Genomic DNA, 16605 nt, shown 5'->3' with positions numbered 1-16605 from the left:
ACGCGACGCCTGATGCTCCTCGACACCGCTTCCCTCTACTACCGCGCCTATTTCGGCGTCCCCGATTCGGTGCGCGCACCGGACGGCACCCCGGTCAACGCCGTGCGCGGACTGCTCGACTTCATCACCCGCCTGGTGCAGGACCACCGCCCGGACGACCTGGTCGCCTGCTGGGACAACGACTGGCGGCCGCACTGGCGCGTCGAGCTGATCCCCACGTACAAGGCGCACCGGGTGGCGGTGGAGACGGCCGAGGGGCTCGCCGACGAGGAGGACACACCCGACACCCTGTCCCCCCAGGTCCCGGTCATCGAGGACGTGCTGGACGCGCTGGGGATCGCCCGGGTCGGCGTCACGCCGTACGAGGCGGACGATGTGATCGGGACGCTCACCGGCCTGGCGACCGGCCCCGTCGACATCGTCACGGGCGACCGCGACCTCTATCAGCTGGTCGACGACGCCCGGCAGGTGCGCGTGCTGTACCCGCTCAAGGGGGTCGGGATGCTCCAGGTGACGGACGAGGCGTGGCTGCGCGAGAAGTACGGCGTGGACGGTGCCGGCTATGTCGATCTGGCCCTGCTGCGCGGAGACCCGAGCGACGGCCTGCCCGGCGTCCCCGGCATCGGCGAGAAGACGGCGGCCAAGCTGCTGGACGCCTTCGGCGATCTGGCCGGGATCATGGCCGCCGTGGACGATCCGGCAGCCAGGCTGACGCCCTCGCAGCGCAAGCGGCTGGACGAGGCACGGGACTATGTCGCCGTCGCGCCGAAGGTGGTCCGGGTCGCCGGTGACGTACCGCTGCCCGCCTTCGACCCGGCACTGCCCCGCGAGCCGCGTGATCCGGCCGCCCTCGAAGCACTGGCGGAGCAGTGGGGCCTGGGCGGCGCCGTGCGGAGACTGCTCTCCACTCTTCGGGCCTGAGATGCTAGGTTAGGTTTACCTAACTTTCCGGGATCCCGTTCCCGGGTCCCCGAATGTCCAGATCAGGGAGAACTCCGTGGCAGAGCGGCCGGTCCGGCAGGCACCCAAGGCTCAGGGCGCGCAGGTCGTGCGCACCGAGCAGATCACCCCTCACATGGTGCGGGTGGTCCTCGGCGGTGACGGGCTGGCCGGCTTCGAGCTCTCCGGCTTCACCGATCACTACGTCAAGCTGTGCTTCGCGCCCGAGGGCGCCGATTACGCGCACCCCTTCGACATGGCCGCGATCCGCGAGTCGCACCCCCGCGAGCTGTGGCCCACCACCCGTACCTACACGGTGCGTTCCTGGGACCCGGCCTCCCGCGAGCTGGCCATCGACTTCGTGGTGCACGGCGACGAGGGTCTCGCCGGACCGTGGGCGGCGCGGGCCCGGCCGGGCGAGCAGGTGACGTTCCTGGGCCCCGGCGGCGGCTACGGCCCGCAGGCTTCGGCCGACTGGCATCTGCTGGCCGGCGACGAGAGCGCGCTGCCCGCGATCGCCGCGGCGCTGGAGCAGATGCCCGCAGGCGCGCTGGTGCACGCGTTCATCGAGGTGCAGGACGCCTCGGAGGAGCAGAAGGTCGTGACGGCCGACGGAGTGTCGGTGACCTGGCTGCACCGCGGTGACCGCCCGGTCGGCGAGGCCCTGACCGCCGCAGTGAAGGGGCTGGACTTCCCCGCGGGTGAGATGCAGGCGTTCGTGCACGGGGAGGCGGGCTTCGTGAAGCAGATCCGCAGCTATCTGCGGCTCGACCGGAAGATCCCCCTCCAGCAGTTGTCGATCTCCGGCTACTGGCGGCTCGGGAAGAACGACGACGCCTGGCGCGCCGTCAAGCGCGAGTGGAACGACCAGGTGGAGCGCGAGCAGGAGGGCGCCGCGTAGCGCGCGCCGTCACGCCCGCGGGCACGCACAGGCCCGCATCCGCGCGCCTTCGCGCGCCTTCGCGCGCCCGCGCACTTTCGCGCCTTCGTAATCCCGCGCACTCTCGCACCTGACAGGGGCCCCGGTCGCCATGGCGACCGGGGCCCCTGTCCGTCAGGCGCGCGCGCTGGGCTCGGGGGCCCCTGACGCCTCCGCGCCGCCGCCCGGCGCCCCTTCGGCGCCATCCGAAGCCTTCTCGCCGTACGAGGCCTCCTCGCCGTCCGGAGCCCCCTCGCCGTCCGGAGCCTCCTCGCCTCCCGGCTCCCCGCGTGTGCCCGCCTCCTCGTAGAGACGGGCGGAGGCGTCGACATGCGCGAGCCGCCGCAGCGCCCCGAACATCGCCTCTCCGAGCACCGTTCCCACGACCACGCTCTCCACCAGGTCCTCGCGCGCCACCCGGCGCGCCACATAGTCGAGGTCGGCGCGGGCGACCGGCTCGGCGGCATCCGCGTACACATCCAGCAGTTCGGTGAATCCGCCGTGCCCGGCCCGCCGCAGTGCGACCAGCACCCCGGCCAGCGACTCACCGGCCGTGCTCTCCTCCTCGACGTGCCAGCCCCGCCGCTCCAGCAGCTCGGCGACCTCGTCACGTGCCTCCTCCAGCTCGGGGCCCGTCTCCTCCTCGTCCGTCGGCGTGACACCCTCCGCCGCGGCACCCAGCACCTTGTGCACCGGCTGCTCGGGGTCGTCGACGGCCTCCAGCACATCCCCGATGGCGGACAGCGAGAGCCCGCCGACATCCAGCAGCGCGCGGATCAGCCGCAGCCTGCGCTCGTGCCCGGCGTCGTAGCTCGCCTGGTTCGGGCTGGTCAGCCGCCCGGCGGGCAGCAGCCCCTCGCGTACGTAGTACTTGATCGTCGGCACCGGGACCCCGGACCTACGACTCAACTCACCGATGCGCACCGCGTGTCCGCCCTTTCATGACTTGCCAAATCCCGCGCCCATCATAGATAGTCCCTCTATCGGATAGTGGGGAGTCCTGCTATCCATAATCATCTCGCTCCAGGGGGTTCTCCATGTCGACGTGGCGTTCATGGCACCGGCCGTTGGTCCTGTTCTCCGCCGCGATGGCCGTGATGGCGGTCGTCTCCGCGGTGGGTCTGGTGGTCGACGACCGGATGCTGGCGGGTGCGCCGATCTGGGCCAAGCCGTTCAAGTTCGCCGTCTCGTTCGTGCCCTACTGCCTGGCCCTGGCATGGATGCTGACGCTCCTCACCCACGGCCGGCGAACGGGCCGCTGGGCCGGCAATGTGGTCGTCCTGGCGAGCCTCTGCGAGATGGCGATCATCACCGGGCAGGTCATCCGGGGCAAGCGCAGCCACTTCAATCACGAGACGCCGTTCGACACCCGGCTCTACGACGTGATGGCGTACACCGTCATCACCCTCTGGACCGCGACCCTGGTGATCGCCCTGCTGCTGCTGCGCGCCCGGATCGCCGACCGGGCCTCCGCCTGGGCGATCCGCTCCGGCGTGGTGCTCGCCCTGGTGGGCGCGGGGATCGGTTTCCTGATGTCCCAGCCGAGCGCGCAGCAGCGGGCGGCGGGCGATCTGGACACCGCCGACGTGGTGGGCGCGCACGCCGTGGGCGTACCGGACGGCGGCCCCTCCATGCCGATCACCGGCTGGTCGACAACCGGCGGCGATCTGCGAATACCCCACTTCGTCGGCATGCACGCGCTCCAGCTCATCCCCCTGTTCCTGCTCCTGCTGCTCGCGCTCGCGCCTCGCGTCGCCAGGCTGCGCGACCCGCGTGTCCGCTTCCGCCTCGTGCTCGTCGCCTCCGGCGCGTACGCGGCGGTCGTGGCCCTGATCACCTGGCAGGCCCTGCGCGGCCAGCCGCTGATTCACCCGGACGGGTCGACCCTGGCCGTCGCGGGCATGATCCTCGCCGCCGCCGCACTCGGCGCCTGGGTGGCGCTGCGGCAGACACCCGCCCGGCGGAACACCGATTCCTACGACAAGGAGCTCGTGGCATGACCGGTGCACTCTTCGAGATCACGTTCTATCTGACGGCCCCGTTCTGGCTGCTCATGATCTTCGCGCCCCACTGGGGCACCACCACCCGGATCGTCTCCTCGCCCCTCACCGTCCTGCCGGTGCTGGCGGTCTACCTCGTGCTGGCCCTGCCCGTCTTCCCCGAACTCTGGACGGCGGTGAGCAACCCCGACATCGACGCCTTCCGCGACCTGGCGGCGCTCGGGAACGGGGCGGGAGCACTCTGGGCGCAGGTCATCGCGTGGGATCTGCTGCTGGGGCAGTGGATGTTCCTCCAGGCACGGAAACTGGCGGTGTCCCCGCTGGTGATGGGCCCCCTGCTGGTGCTGACGATCCTGCTCTCGCCGTTCGGGCTGCTGATCTTCCTGGTCATCCGCGCGGTACGGCAGTCGAAGAGGGCCGAGGCGGCGGACGCGACGTCCGGTACCGCGATCCCCGGACGGGCGGACGGAACCGCGGTGCGCTGACGGCGGTGCGCCCACGGCATGGCAGGATCACGCGCGCTCGGTGACCGCGTGCGCCGGACCTTCACGCGCACCGGCCAATCCGCGCCGCCACCGGCTCCGAATCACTCCTGGAACCGATGAGCATCCCAGGAGGAACCCCGCGTGAAGGAAGCCGTACACATCTGCGGAGCACCCGTGCAGGGGCCCGATCTCCAGGAGCTTCTGGTCCTGGTCGCCATGGGCGACCAGGACGCCTTCGCCGAGGTGTACGACGCGGTCTGCGGACCGGTCCTCGGGCTGGTGCGCAGCGTGCTCCGCGATCCCGCCCAGTCCGAGGAGGTGGCGCAGGAGGTGCTGGTCGAAGTGTGGCGGACCGCGCCCCGCTTCCGGGCGTCCCGGGGCAGCGCGATGAACTGGGTGCTGACCCTCGCCCACCGGCGGGCGGTGGACCGGGTCCGCTCGGCGGAGGCCTCGGCGGCCAGGGAACACCGGGCCGCGCTGCTGGACCGTACGCCCGCCTTCGACGAGGTCACCGAGCAGGTCGAGACGCGGCTGGAGAGGGAACAGGTCCGGCGCTGTCTGCGCAACCTGTCCGAGCTCCAGCGCCAGTCGGTGAACCTGGCCTACTACCGGGGCCTGACCTACCGTGAGGTCGCGGAACTCCTGCGCGTACCCCTGGGCACCATCAAGACACGGCTGCGGGACGGTCTGATCCGGCTGCGCGACTGCCTGGGGGTGAGCGCGTGAGCGCCGCCGACCTGCACACACTGACCGGGGCCTATGCCCTGCACGCGCTGCCGGAGTCCGAGCGCCGCGAGTTCGAGCGGCATCTGCACGACTGCGCGGCCTGCTCCCAGGAGGTACGGGAGCTGTCGGCGACCGCCGCCCGGCTCGGTCTCGCGGCGGCACGGACACCGCCGGGCGAACTGCGCGCCCGCGTGCTGCGGGAGATCACGGCCGTACGTCAGGAGCCGCCCGCCCACGGCCGCGGCGGCCCGTCCCCCACCGGCCGCGCCGATGCCGGTGTCCGCTCCCGCCGCCGGCTGACGTTCGCGCTGGCCGCCTGTGCCGCGGCCGCCGCCGCCTTCGGCGGAATCGCCGTGTGGCAGGGCCGGCTGGCGCAGGACGCCCGGCACGAGGCCGACCTCTCGCGGCAGCGGGGCGAACTGCTGGCGCGGGTGCTTTCCGCACCGGACGCGAGGAGCCGTTCGGGCGAGCTGGCCGGGGGCGCCCGGGGCACGGTCGTCGTCTCGGCGAGCCGCGATCACGCGGTGTTCCTGGCCTCCGGGATGGCCCCGCCGCCCGGCGGCAAGGTGTACCAGCTGTGGTTCGACGACAACGGCACCATGCGGTCCGCCGGGCTGATGGACCCCTCCGCCACCGACGGGGCGGTCCTGCTGGACGGGCCGGTCGGACGGGCGTCCGGCATGGGCATCACCGTCGAACCGGCCGGCGGGTCCGAGGAGCCGACGTCGGCTCCCCTGGCCGTGATGGCGTTCCCCGCCTGACGCGCCGCAGATGATCCGCCGGTCCGGGCCGGTCCCTGGCTGACGTGACGTGACGGTCCGTGCCTGCCATGACGGGCCGGGCCGGTCCCTGCCTGCCCGCCTGACGGGCCGTGACGGGCCGGGCCCTGCCTGCACCGCCATGACATGACGGGCCGTCCCGGAAGGCTGCGTACCGCGATCGGTCCGGTCTCCCGGGCGCCGCCCGGCACGGCGGTGCGCTCGATCCCCCGCCGGGAACGGCGCGGACCGGCGGCTCTTCGGCCGCCCCCCGAACGGGTGAAAGACCAATCCCCAGCCGGTTCCGTGCCGAATGCATGGTGTGAGACCGCATCAGAACGATCCGCCGCCGCGCGGTTCCACGGGGTCCCGGAGGTCCCGCTGGACGCGCCGTGCCCTCGCCGCGCTCAGCGGTCTGATCGCCGGGTTCTGCGCCCTGGGCGTCGCCGAACTGGTCGCCGCCGCCGTACGCCCCGAGGCCGGTCCGGTCACGGCGGTGGGCGGGGCGGTCATCGACCGCACTCCCCCGGCGCTGAAGGACTTCGCCGTACGGAACTTCGGCACCGCCGACAAACTGGTGCTCCAGCTGGGCATCCTCGTGCTGCTCGCGCTCTTCGCCATGGCGGTGGGGCTGCTCGCGCTGCGGCACCGGCGGACCGGCTCGGCGGCGGTTCTGGTCTTCGGCGCGGTCGGGGCGGTGTCGGCGGCCGGACGGCCGGAGGGCGGGCCCGGCGACGCGCTGCCTTCGGTGGTGGGTGCCGTGGTGGCCGCGGGAGTGCTGTATCTCCTGGTCGGACGGCTCGCCCCGGTACCGGGCGGGTCCACTGCGGCCGGGGAGCCGGACAGCGGTGCGCCGGGGACGTTCGACCGTCGTGGGTTCGTGGTCGCGGCGAGCGCCGCGGCGGCGGCCTCGGCCGGTGCGGGCCTGGTGGGACGCCGCCTCACCGCGTCCGTGCAGGCCGGGGCCGCCGCTTCACGCCGTGAACTGGTCCTCCCGGCACCGGACTCGGCGGCGCCCGCCGTGCCGCGCGGCGCGGACCTGGGAATCCGGGGAGTGAGCTCGTTCATCACCTCGAACAAGAGCTTCTACCGGGTGGACACCGCCCTGGTGGTCCCGCAGGTCGACGCCGGCCGGTGGCGGCTGCGGATCCACGGCAGGGGCGTGAGCAGTCCTGTCACCCTCGGCTTCCACGATCTGCTGGAGCGGGAGATCGTCGAGCGCGACATCACGCTGGCCTGCGTGTCCAACGAGGTCGGTGGACCCTACATCGGCAATGCCCGCTGGATCGGTGTGCGGCTGGCCGCCCTGCTGCGCGAGGCCGGAGTGAAGCCCCCGTCGCAGGGCGGACCCGCCGACCAGATCGTGGCGCGGTCGGTGGACGGCATGACGATCGGTACACCGGTCGAGGACGTCATGGACGGGCGCGACGCGCTCCTCGCGCTCGGCATGAACGGCGAACCGCTGCCCTTCGCGCACGGCTTCCCGGTCCGGATGCTGGTCCCCGGTCTGTACGGCTATGTGTCCGCCTGCAAGTGGATCCAGGACATCGAACTGACCACGTTCGACGACTACGACGCCTACTGGGTCAAGCGCAGCTGGGCGCGCCGGGCCCCCGTCAAGACCCAGTCGCGGATCGACACCCCGCGCCCCTTCGCCTCCCCCGGGCCGGGCACGGTGCCCGTCGCCGGGGTCGCCTGGGCCCAGCACCGGGGCATCGCCCGGGTGGAGGTCCGGGTGGACGGCGGCGACTGGCACACGGCCCGGCTCGGTGCGCAGGACAGCCTGGACACCTGGCGCCAGTGGGTGTGGGAATGGCCGGCCACCTCCGGCCATCACACCCTTGAGGTCCGCGCGACGGACCGTACCGGCGTCACCCAGACCGGCGAACGCGCCGGCACCGTCCCCGACGGAGCGACCGGCTGGCATTCGGTGGTGGTCGACGTGCCCTGATCCCCCGTCACCCACCCGCACATGACCGATACCGGTCCCCGAGCGATCACCAGAACAACGATCCAGGAGAACACCATGAACGCCCTGCACCTCCGCCGCGCCGCCGTCGCCGTGTCCGCCGCGGCCCTTCTGCCGCTGGCCCTGACGGCCTGTTCCTCCGACGACTCCAAGGACTCCGCCGCCGCCTCCGGGTCCCGGCCGGGCACCGCGTCGGCTCCTGCCGCGCCGAAAGGCGGCTCCCCGGACAAGGACCAGCCGTTCGGCCCGGGATGCGCCTCGGTGCCGAAGGACGGCGCGGGCTCGTTCGCGGGCATGGCGAAGGACCCGGTCGCCACGGCCGCCTCGAACAACCCGGACCTCACCACCCTGGTCGCCGCCGTCGGGCAGGCGGGTCTGGCCGACACCCTGAACAACGCGCGGAGCATCACGGTGTTCGCGCCGACCGACGATGCCTTCGCCAAGATCCCGAAGGCGGACCTGGACAAGCTGCTGGCGGACAAGGCCGCACTGACCGAGGTGCTCACCTACCACGTGGTGGGGCAGAGGCTGACGCCGGAGCAGCTGGAGAAGGGGACCTTCGACACTCTGGCGAAGAGCACGCTGACGGCATCCGGCTCGGGGGTGACGTACACCGTGAACGACTCCTCGAAGGTCGTCTGCGGCGGTGTTCCGACGGCCAACGCGACGGTCTACCTCGTCGACACGGTCCTGATGCCGCCGATGTGACCCGCAGGGCGGGCCGGAGAGGTACGGGACGGGCGGCCGGGCGGCGAGGTACGCGGCCGCCCGGCTCAGGTGTCGAAGCCGGCGAAGTATCCGGCGGCCATGTCCTCGGCGCCATGGCCCTGTTCGGAAGCCCGGCTCCGCGCCCGCCCGCACCGTGTCCATGCGGACACCGGCCCGCTCCGCCGCCTCCAGCACCAGCAGCGCGTCCTTGCGCGCGTTGTCCACCGAGAAGCTGGGGGTGAAGTCTCCGTCGAGGATCGCGGCCGACTTCGAACGGAAGTAGCCGTTGTCCATCGGGCCGCCCAGGACGACATCGCGGAAGTGCGCGGGGGCGACACCTGGATCCAGACCGTCCCCGGTGCGGGCCCGGCGGCCTCGATCGCTTCCCGGACGGCGGCGCCGTCCCTGAGCACGGTGAGAACGGCACCGGCCCCCTCGACGGCGTCGGCCGGTGATTCGGCGGCATACGCCCCGTCGCCGGCCAGCGCCTCCGCCTTGCCCCGGGTGCGATTCCACACCCGCACGACGAAGCCGCTACGGGCCAGGTTGCGTGCGATCGGCGCGCCCATGGGTGCCGGTGCCCAGTACCGCGACGACGGCCGGTTGCGGAGTGAGGGGATCGGTCATGGTGGCGGCTCCTCGGCGTGGCACGGCCGGACGGGGTGCGACACGCTCCGTCCTGCCCGGCACCGCCGCGGGCCGCGAATCCCGGCCGCCGGCCCGGCGGCCGGACGGGGCGGGGGCCGCAGCCGCGCATCCGGAACAGTCATAGCCAAATAAATCTACACATAAGGGCGGGATAAGAGCATCATGGGAGATGCAGGCACTTTCCGCGCACTCCACACTCAGCGGTCGGGCCTGCTGGACCGAAGGAGACGAAAACTCATGAGCAACGTCTCGCACACCGGGCATGACCTGGCTGGTCACCCCGATGTCTCCGAAATGCGCGACCGGTACGACCGCGTGCTCGGCGGCCGTGATGTGGCGCTGGTGGACGGACCGGCATTCCTCGTCGGTCTGTACTGCGCCGTCTCGCCATGGGTGCTGCACTTCACGGCGAGCCAGCCCGCACTCGTGACGCACAACCTCGTGATGGGTATCGCCATTGCCGTACTGGCCCTGGGATTCTCCGTCATGCCGGAGCGCATGTACGGCCTGAGCTGGGCCATGTGCGCCATGGGCGCCTGGATCATCGTGTCGACCTGGGTCGTGGGCAGCAGCCCGGACGCCGGTGTCATCATCAACAACGTCATCGTCGGTGGGCTGACCGTGCTGCTGGGAATGATCTGCGCGGGGGCGGCGGCGAAGAGCCGCAGGACCTGACCGAGCGGTATCACGGGCAGGGGTACATCGTGGCCGCGAGTCCGGACGACGGGCCGCGGTCACCCCCTGTTCCGTTCCCTGTTCCACCCCCCGCTTCGCTCCCTGCTCCGCCCGCTCCGTGGGCCGGGAGCTCCCGGCCCATGGTTGACGGGACGCCAACACGCCTGTTCCACTGGGCGGATGCGCCCTCGGCTGCGGCTGGTCACCCGTGACCACATCGACTTCGGTCGAGTGTGGTCCGCCTCGTGTCGTCCCTGACCGCTCCACGTCACGGCATTCCCCGACACGGCAGTTTCCGGCGCAGCACGAGATGAGGCCTTGCCATGCCCGTCGAGTTCCTCGGCATCGCGGCGACCAACGAAGGTTCCGAAGTGACAGCCCGCTCCGGCGCGTCCTTCGACAAGGAGTACACACTCAGACTGGCCCGCGCCCACCAGGACCACGGCTGGGACCGGGTGCTGTTCGCCTACGGCTCCGGCTCCCCCGACCCGTCCCCCGCCGCCGCCTACATCGCGGCCCGTACCGAGACCCTGCAGATCCTGGTGGCCCACCGCCCCAACGTCTCGTACCCCACCTTCGCGGCGAAGACCTTCGCGACCCTGGACCGGATCAGCGACGGACGTCTCGCCGTGCACTTCATCACCGGCGGGAACGACCACGAGCAGCGGCGCGAGGGCGACTTCCTCACGAAGGACGAGCGCTACGCCCGTACCCGCGAGGCCATCCAGATCATCAAGAAGGCATGGACCTCGCACGAACCCTTCGACCACGAGGGCACGCACTACCGGTTCAACGACTTCGTGAGCGACACCTTCCCCGTCCAACAGCCGCACCCGCGCGTCTCGTTCGGCGGATCGTCACCCGCGGCCTACGCGGCCGGAGGCGCCGAGGCCGATATCTACTGCCTCTGGGGCGAACCGCTCGCCGAGACCGCCGAGCAGATCGAGTCGGTGAAGGCGGCGGCCAGGGCCGCGGGCCGCACCGACACCCCCAGGATCCAGGTCGCCTTCCGCCCGGTCATCGCGCCGACCGAGGAACTGGCCTGGGAGAAGGCGCACCGCACGCTCGACCGCGTCAAGGCCCGCGGGGCGGGCGCCGCACCGAGTCGCCGCCACCCGCTGACGAACCCCGAGAACGCGGGTTCGCAGCGGCTGCTCCGGGTGGCCGCGCGGAGCGAGCGCCACGACCGGGCCCTGTGGACGCCCACCGCCGCCGAGACAGGTGGCGCGGGCAACTCGACGGCCCTGGTGGGCACCCCGGAGACGGTGGCGCGGGCACTGCTCGACTACTACGACCTGGGAGTGGAGATCCTCTCCGCGCGCGGTTACGACCTGCTGGACGATGCCATCGACTTCGGCCGGCAGGTCATCCCGATCGTCCGCGAGGAAGTCGCCAGGCGCGACGCGTCCCGGCGGGCGGACCGGCCCGCCCCGTGACCGCCCCCGAAGCGGCCGCGGCGGCGAACGCGTGAGGGGGCGGGCGGGGAGAAGTCCTCCCCGCCCGCCCCCTTCTCACGCGTCATCCCACGGAGCTGTACGCCACCACGCCCCGCAACACCGCGTCCACGGCCTTGCGCGCGTTCTTCGCCACCGAACTCCCGTCGCGGGGAGCGGCTGCCGCCACCTGCCCCAGCACGTCGATGACCTGCTTGCACCACCGTACGAAGTCCCCCGCCGGCATCTCCGCCTCGCGCAGCACCTCGTCCAGCGTGCGCCCGGAGGCCCACATGTAGACCGCCCAGGCGAACCCGAGGTCGGGCTCGCGCTGCCCGACCCCCTCGGCCTGGTTGATCTTGAAGTCCTCCTCCACGGCGTCGAGCCGGCCCCAGATACGGACCATCTCGCCCATGGCGGTCTTCGCCGGACCGGCGGGCAGCTTGGGCGCCACCGCATCGTCCGCCTGCCGCGCCTCGTACACCAACGCCGAGACGCACGCGGCGAGTTCGGCCGGATTCAGACCTTCCCAGACGCCCTCGCGCAGGCACTCGCTGGCCAGCAGGTCCAGCTCGCCGTAGAGCCGGGCGAGCCGCCTGCCGTTGTCTGTGACCTCGTTGCCCCTCAGGTAGTCCAGCTCGGTGAGGAGCGCGACGATCCGGTCGAAGGTCCGGGCGATGGTGTTGGTCCGCCCCTCGATCCGGTGCTCCAGCTGCCGGGTGTCACGCTGCAGGCGGTGATACCGCTCGGCCCACCGCGCGTGGTCCTCGCGCTCGTCGCACCCGTGGCAGGGGTGGGCGCGCAGCTCGGTGCGCAGCCGGGTGATCTCCCGGTCGTCGGCCGCCGCGGCCCGCTGCTTGCGGTGCCGCTCCGGCGCGATGTGCCCGGCCTTCGACCGCAGCGCGGACGCCAGGTCACGGCGCGACTGCGGCGAGCGCGGATTGAACGACTTCGGGACGCGCATCCTCTCCAGCGCCTCCACCGGCACCGGGAAGTCGATCGACGCCAGCCGCTTCACCTGCCGCTCCGCGGTCAGCACCAGCGGACGCGGACCGTCGTGGTGGTCGAATCCGCGGTGGCCGTTGGCCCGGCCCGCCGGCAGCCCCGGGTCCAGCACGAGGGCGAGACCCGCGAACTTGCCCGTCGGCACATGGATGACGTCACCGGGCTTCAGCTTCTCCAGGGACGACGCCGCGGCGGCACGCCGCTGTGCGGCACCCTGCTTGGCCAGTTCCGTCTCGCGGTCCTTGAGGTCGCGCCGCATCCGCGCGTACTCCTCGAAGTCTCCGAGGTGGCAGGTCATGCCCTCCCGGTAGCCCTCCAGGCCCTCCTCGTTGCGCTGGACCTGCCGGGAGATCCCGACGACGGACCGGTCGGCCTGGAACTGGGCGAAGGAGGTCTCCAGCAGCTCACGCGAACGGTGCCGCCCGAACTGCTGCACCAGGTTCACCGCCATGTTGTACGAGGGGCGGAAGCTGGAGCGCAGCGGATACGTACGCGTTCCGGCGAGGCCCGCCAGCGCGGTCGGGTCCATGCCGCGCTGCCACAGGACCACCGCGTGGCCCTCGACGTCGATGCCCCGGCGTCCGGCACGGCCGGTGAGCTGCGTGTACTCGCCGGGGGTGATGTCGGCGTGCTGCTCGCCGTTCCACTTGACGAGCTTCTCCAGCACCACCGAGCGCGCGGGCATGTTGATGCCGAGGGCCAGCGTCTCCGTGGCGAAGACCGCCTTGACGAGGCCGCGCACGAACAGCTCCTCGACGACCTCCTTGAAGGTCGGCAGCATGCCGGCGTGGTGCGCGGCGATTCCCCGCTCCAGCCCTTCGAGCCACTCGTAGTAGCCGAGGACCTGGAGGTCCTCACCGGGGATGGACGCGGTCCGCTCCTCGACGATCTCCCGGACCAGGCGGCGCTTGTCCTCGTCGTTGAGCCGGAGTCCGGCGTGCAGACACTGCTGCACGGCGGCCTCGCAGCCGGCCCTGCTGAAGATGAACGTGATCGCGGGCAGGAGCCCTTCGGCGTCCAGCCGGTCGATGACCTCGGGCCGTCCGGGCGTCCAGATCCGGGTGCGCTGACGCCGCTCGCGCTCGCGGTCCGCCTCGCGCACCATCTTGCCGCGACGGCGCTCGCGCGGGTTGTACCCGCGCTGGTTCTCCATCCGGGCGAGGCGGACGAGGTCGGGGTTGACCTCCCGGCGTCCGGCACCGCGGCCGCCGTGGTCGGTCTCCTCCTCGAAGAGGTCGTACATCCTGCGCCCGGCCATGACGTGCTGCCAGAGCGGCACGGGCCGGTGCTCGGAGACGATCACCGCGGTGTCACCGCGGACGGTGTCCAGCCAGTCGCCGAACTCCTCCGCGTTGGACACGGTCGCCGACAGGGAGACCAGAGTCACCGACTCCGGCAGATGAATGATCACCTCTTCCCACACCGCGCCCCGGAAGCGGTCGGAGAGGTAGTGCACCTCGTCCATCACCACATATCCGAGTCCGGTCAGGGACTGGGAGCCCGCGTACAGCATGTTCCGCAGGACCTCGGTGGTCATGACGACCACCGGTGCCTCCGAATTGACGCTGTTGTCCCCGGTCAGCAGGCCGACCTTGTCCGCGCCGTAGCGCTTGACCAGGTCGGCGAACTTCTGATTGGACAGCGCCTTGATGGGCGTGGTGTAGAAGCACTTGCGGCCCTGCTCCAGAGCCAGGTGCACGGCGAACTCGCCGACGATCGTCTTGCCCGACCCGGTGGGGGCCGCGACCAGCACCCCCTTGCCCGCTTCCAGGGCCTGGCAGGCCTCGATCTGGAACGGGTCCAGTCCGAATTCGTACATCTCGCGGAAGGGTCCGAGGGCCGTGGCCTGCTCGGCCGCACGGACCCGAGAAGCCTGGTATCGCTCAGCTGGTGAGAGGTCCTCTGTCATCTTGATACGAGCCTACCCGCCACCTCCGACAGTCAGCCCGATCTTTATTTCGCCCCGCATCTCACCCGGTCAGCACCCTGACCGCACCGGGCACACAGGTGGCCGTGAGCGGCAGCGCTCCCATCGGTTCACCGTCCGCGTACGCGGTGACACCGGCGGCCGCGAGCTCGATCGAGGAGACCCGGTGCACGGTGACCTTCGGGTGGCTCAGATGCGTTCCCCGGTAGACCTGCGGAAACACCTTCAGCAGGGTGGCCCGGCTGCAGTCCCCGACCACGGTCACGTCGAACAGTCCGTCGTCCATCACGGCGTCCGCGCAGATCCGCATCCCGCCGCCGTAGGTGCTCCCGTTGCCCACGGCGATCAGCGTCGCCTCGGTCTCCCGTACCTCGCCGCCGTCCAGCCGGATCCGGTACGGGATCGGGCGGAAGGCGGCCAGTTCGGCGAGGATCGCGAGGTCGTACTTGAACCGCCCGCCGACCCAGCGCATCCGGTTTCCCCGGTCGTTCACCCGTGAGTCGAAGCCGGAGGCGAGCACGGAGCCGAACCACCGCCCGCCGGCCCGGCCGAGGTCGATGTCGCGCACTCCCCCGGACTTGAGCGCCCCGGCGGCGAACCGGCCGGCGGCCGCCGGGTCGCGTACCGGCAGGCCCAGCGCGCGGGCGAAGTCGTTGCCGGTGCCGACCGCGACGACACCGAGGGGGGTGGTCGTCCCGGCGACGGCCTGGAGGGCGAGGGACATCAGACCGTCCCCGCCCACGGCTATCAGCGCCCCGGTTCCCGCGGCCACGGCCTCGCGGGCGCGGCCCAGGGCGTCGTCGGCGTCCTCGCCGAGAACCGTACGGACGGAGAATCCGGCGTCCCGCAACGCGGAAGCGGCCGGCTGCGCGGCGTGCGCGCCCCGGCCGCTTCCCGCGGTGGGATTGACGAAAAGGGTGATCTCGCTGGTCACCCGCCGGACCCTACAAGGTCAGGTGATGTCGTCGTAACCGTTCAGCCGATGTGTGTCCTTGCGGTCGGACTCCCCGGAAGCCTGCTCCGGCAGGGCCTTGCGCCGGGCGGACACGCTCTCCACGCCTCCGACGTCCTCGGGAGTGAGGTCGAGCACGGAGGCTTCGTCGTCGCCGAGCTCGGCGTCGGGGTTGTTGCGCCTTCTGCGCTTGTCGTTCAGCAGGGAGAAGCCGACCGCGACGAGGTACAGCAGCGCGAGCGGCCCGGCGAGCAGCAGCATGGACACCGGCTCACCGCCGGGGGTCGCGATGGCGGCGAAGGCGGTGAGCCCCACGATCATGCCGCGCCACCAGGTGAGCATCCGCTTGCCGGACACGACGCCCGTCATGTTCAGCGCGACAAGCAGCAGCGGCAGCTCGAAGGCCAGGCCGAAGACGATCACCATGCGGGTGATCAGGTCGAGGAAGTCGTCGAGGGGCAGCAGGTTCTTCACGTTGTCCGGCGTGAACCCGAGCATGATCTCGGCGGTCTGCGGAAGAATCGCGTACGCGAGGTAGGCCCCGCCGATGAACAGGGGCACGCCCGCCACGACGAAGGCGACGGCGTACCGCTTCTCCTGGCTGTGCAGGCCCGGGGCGACGAAGGCCCACAGCTGGTAGAGCCATACCGGTGTCGCCACCAGCACACCCGCCATCAGCGCCACCTTCAGGGCGATGGTGAAGGGGGACAGCAGACCGTTGGTGGTCATTTCGGCGCATGGCCGGCCGTTGACCATGGTGACGGCGCCGTTCTTGCAGCCGACCGAGTCCAGGATCGGCTCCATCAGGAACTCGAAGATCTCCTTCTGGAAGAACGCTGCCACGATCACCGCGATCACGACGGCCAGTACCGACTTCAGCAGCCGGTTACGCAGCTCACGCAGGTGATCGAGGAGGGGCATGCGCCCCTCGTCGTCCTTCTCCTGCTTGCGGGCAGACTTGAGCAACCCACTTCCCTCGTCTCGTGCAGCGGCTGTCGCCGGAACGCGTCAGCTGTCAGCTCTGGGTGGTGGGCTTGGCCTCGCTGACCGGGCGGGAGCTGGTGACGTCTCCCGGAGCGGCCTGGATGGTGCGCGCGGTGGTGGACTGCGGCGGGGTCTGGTCCGCGACGGTCTCCGTCGTGGGGGCCGCGGGCTCCGCGTCGTCCTTCTTCATCGCCTTGGCCTCGCTCTTGAGGATGCGGGCCGACTTGCCGAGCGAGCGCGCCATGTCGGGAAGCTTCTTGGCACCGAAGAGCAGCAGGATGACAGCGATGATCAGAACGATCTCGAGGGGCTTCAGATTGCCGATCATGGGCAACTTCCTTCTCACTGAGGCGACTGGAGGGTGGGTTCGCTACCCGTTCGGCAGGACATACGTCCGACCTGTGCGCTGGCAGCGATCGTATCCCGCAGGGGTAAACGTGAGGCAATGCCTGTGCATACTCCCGATTGCGGCCCGCA

The 16605-nt window shown here is 71.4% G+C and carries 15 protein-coding genes and 1 pseudogene; 10 read left to right on the top strand and 6 right to left on the bottom strand.

Features of this window, described 5'->3' with window-relative positions; translation table 11 throughout:
- Nucleotides 1–12 precede the first annotated feature (12 nt).
- Nucleotides 13–921, top strand: a complete 909-nt coding sequence (locus ACIGJO_RS22010) for a 5'-3' exonuclease H3TH domain-containing protein (RefSeq protein ID WP_399960822.1) — start codon at nt 13–15, stop codon at nt 919–921.
- Nucleotides 922–997: 76 nt separating this feature from the next.
- Nucleotides 998–1840, top strand: coding sequence for a siderophore-interacting protein (locus ACIGJO_RS22005; RefSeq protein WP_399960531.1), 843 nt, complete (start codon nt 998–1000; stop codon nt 1838–1840).
- Between the two features lie 153 nt (nt 1841–1993).
- Here ACIGJO_RS22005 and ACIGJO_RS22000 read toward each other — a convergent pair whose 3' ends face one another.
- Nucleotides 1994–2743, bottom strand: coding sequence for a MerR family transcriptional regulator (locus ACIGJO_RS22000; RefSeq protein ID WP_399960529.1), 750 nt, complete (start codon nt 2741–2743; stop codon nt 1994–1996).
- A gap of 152 nt (nt 2744–2895) precedes the next feature.
- Between ACIGJO_RS22000 and ACIGJO_RS21995 the strand changes: the two genes are divergently transcribed.
- From ACIGJO_RS21995 to ACIGJO_RS21970, 6 genes are all read left to right on the top strand, one after another.
- A complete protein-coding gene (locus tag ACIGJO_RS21995; protein ID WP_399960527.1) occupies nt 2896–3858 on the top strand; it encodes a hypothetical protein in 963 nt (320 codons plus the stop codon).
- Nucleotides 3855–4343 (top strand): ABA4-like family protein, encoded by a 489-nt coding sequence (locus ACIGJO_RS21990; protein ID WP_399960525.1) that lies wholly within the window; start codon nt 3855–3857, stop codon nt 4341–4343. Before ACIGJO_RS21995 ends, ACIGJO_RS21990 begins: the two co-directional genes overlap by 4 nt.
- Before the next feature lie 141 nt (nt 4344–4484).
- Entirely contained in the window at nt 4485–5069 is a 585-nt protein-coding gene (locus ACIGJO_RS21985; RefSeq protein ID WP_399960523.1) for a sigma-70 family RNA polymerase sigma factor, read from the top strand.
- Entirely contained in the window at nt 5066–5830 is a 765-nt protein-coding gene (locus ACIGJO_RS21980; protein ID WP_399960521.1) for an anti-sigma factor domain-containing protein, read from the top strand. The genes ACIGJO_RS21985 and ACIGJO_RS21980 overlap by 4 nt, the downstream gene beginning before the upstream one ends.
- A gap of 310 nt (nt 5831–6140) precedes the next feature.
- Nucleotides 6141–7778 (top strand): molybdopterin-dependent oxidoreductase, encoded by a 1638-nt coding sequence (locus tag ACIGJO_RS21975; protein ID WP_399960519.1) that lies wholly within the window; start codon nt 6141–6143, stop codon nt 7776–7778.
- A 75-nt stretch (nt 7779–7853) separates the two neighbouring features.
- Nucleotides 7854–8504: a fasciclin domain-containing protein gene (locus tag ACIGJO_RS21970; RefSeq protein ID WP_399960517.1), complete on the top strand. Its 651-nt coding sequence runs from the start codon at nt 7854–7856 to the stop codon at nt 8502–8504.
- A gap of 65 nt (nt 8505–8569) precedes the next feature.
- Here ACIGJO_RS21970 and ACIGJO_RS21965 read toward each other — a convergent pair.
- Nucleotides 8570–9131 (bottom strand): annotated as a pseudogene (locus ACIGJO_RS21965) (NAD(P)-binding domain-containing protein).
- 258 nt (nt 9132–9389) lie between these two features.
- Here ACIGJO_RS21965 and ACIGJO_RS21960 point away from each other — a divergent pair.
- Both ACIGJO_RS21960 and ACIGJO_RS21955 read left to right on the top strand, forming a co-directional pair.
- Nucleotides 9390–9827 carry an SPW repeat protein gene (locus tag ACIGJO_RS21960; RefSeq protein ID WP_399960514.1) on the top strand — a complete coding sequence of 146 codons (438 nt, stop codon included), beginning with the start codon at nt 9390–9392 and terminating at the stop codon, nt 9825–9827.
- A 323-nt stretch (nt 9828–10150) separates the two neighbouring features.
- On the top strand, nt 10151–11263 hold the full coding sequence (locus ACIGJO_RS21955; RefSeq protein WP_399960512.1) for an LLM class flavin-dependent oxidoreductase: 1113 nt from the start codon (nt 10151–10153) through the stop codon (nt 11261–11263).
- 82 nt (nt 11264–11345) lie between these two features.
- On the opposite strand, the gene ACIGJO_RS21950 is transcribed toward ACIGJO_RS21955, so the two are convergent.
- From ACIGJO_RS21950 to tatA, 4 genes are all read right to left on the bottom strand, one after another.
- Nucleotides 11346–14174 (bottom strand): DEAD/DEAH box helicase, encoded by a 2829-nt coding sequence (locus ACIGJO_RS21950; RefSeq protein WP_399960510.1) that lies wholly within the window; start codon nt 14172–14174, stop codon nt 11346–11348.
- A 61-nt stretch (nt 14175–14235) separates the two neighbouring features.
- Nucleotides 14236–15126, bottom strand: coding sequence for a diacylglycerol kinase (locus tag ACIGJO_RS21945; protein WP_399960508.1), 891 nt, complete (start codon nt 15124–15126; stop codon nt 14236–14238).
- Between the two features lie 18 nt (nt 15127–15144).
- The gene (tatC, locus tag ACIGJO_RS21940) at nt 15145–16110 is read right to left on the bottom strand and encodes a twin-arginine translocase subunit TatC (protein ID WP_399960506.1); all 966 of its coding nucleotides are present in this window, start codon (nt 16108–16110) and stop codon (nt 15145–15147) included.
- A 49-nt stretch (nt 16111–16159) separates the two neighbouring features.
- Nucleotides 16160–16456, bottom strand: coding sequence for a Sec-independent protein translocase subunit TatA (gene tatA, locus ACIGJO_RS21935; protein ID WP_266929331.1), 297 nt, complete (start codon nt 16454–16456; stop codon nt 16160–16162).
- Nucleotides 16457–16605 lie beyond the last annotated feature (149 nt).

The sequence above is a fragment of the Streptomyces sp. NPDC079020 genome, from assembly GCF_044542225.1.
Taxonomy (GTDB): Bacteria; Actinomycetota; Actinomycetes; order Streptomycetales; family Streptomycetaceae; genus Streptomyces.
The sequence above is the reverse complement of the archived record's forward strand: the minus strand, read 5'-3'. Positions and strand labels throughout refer to the sequence as shown.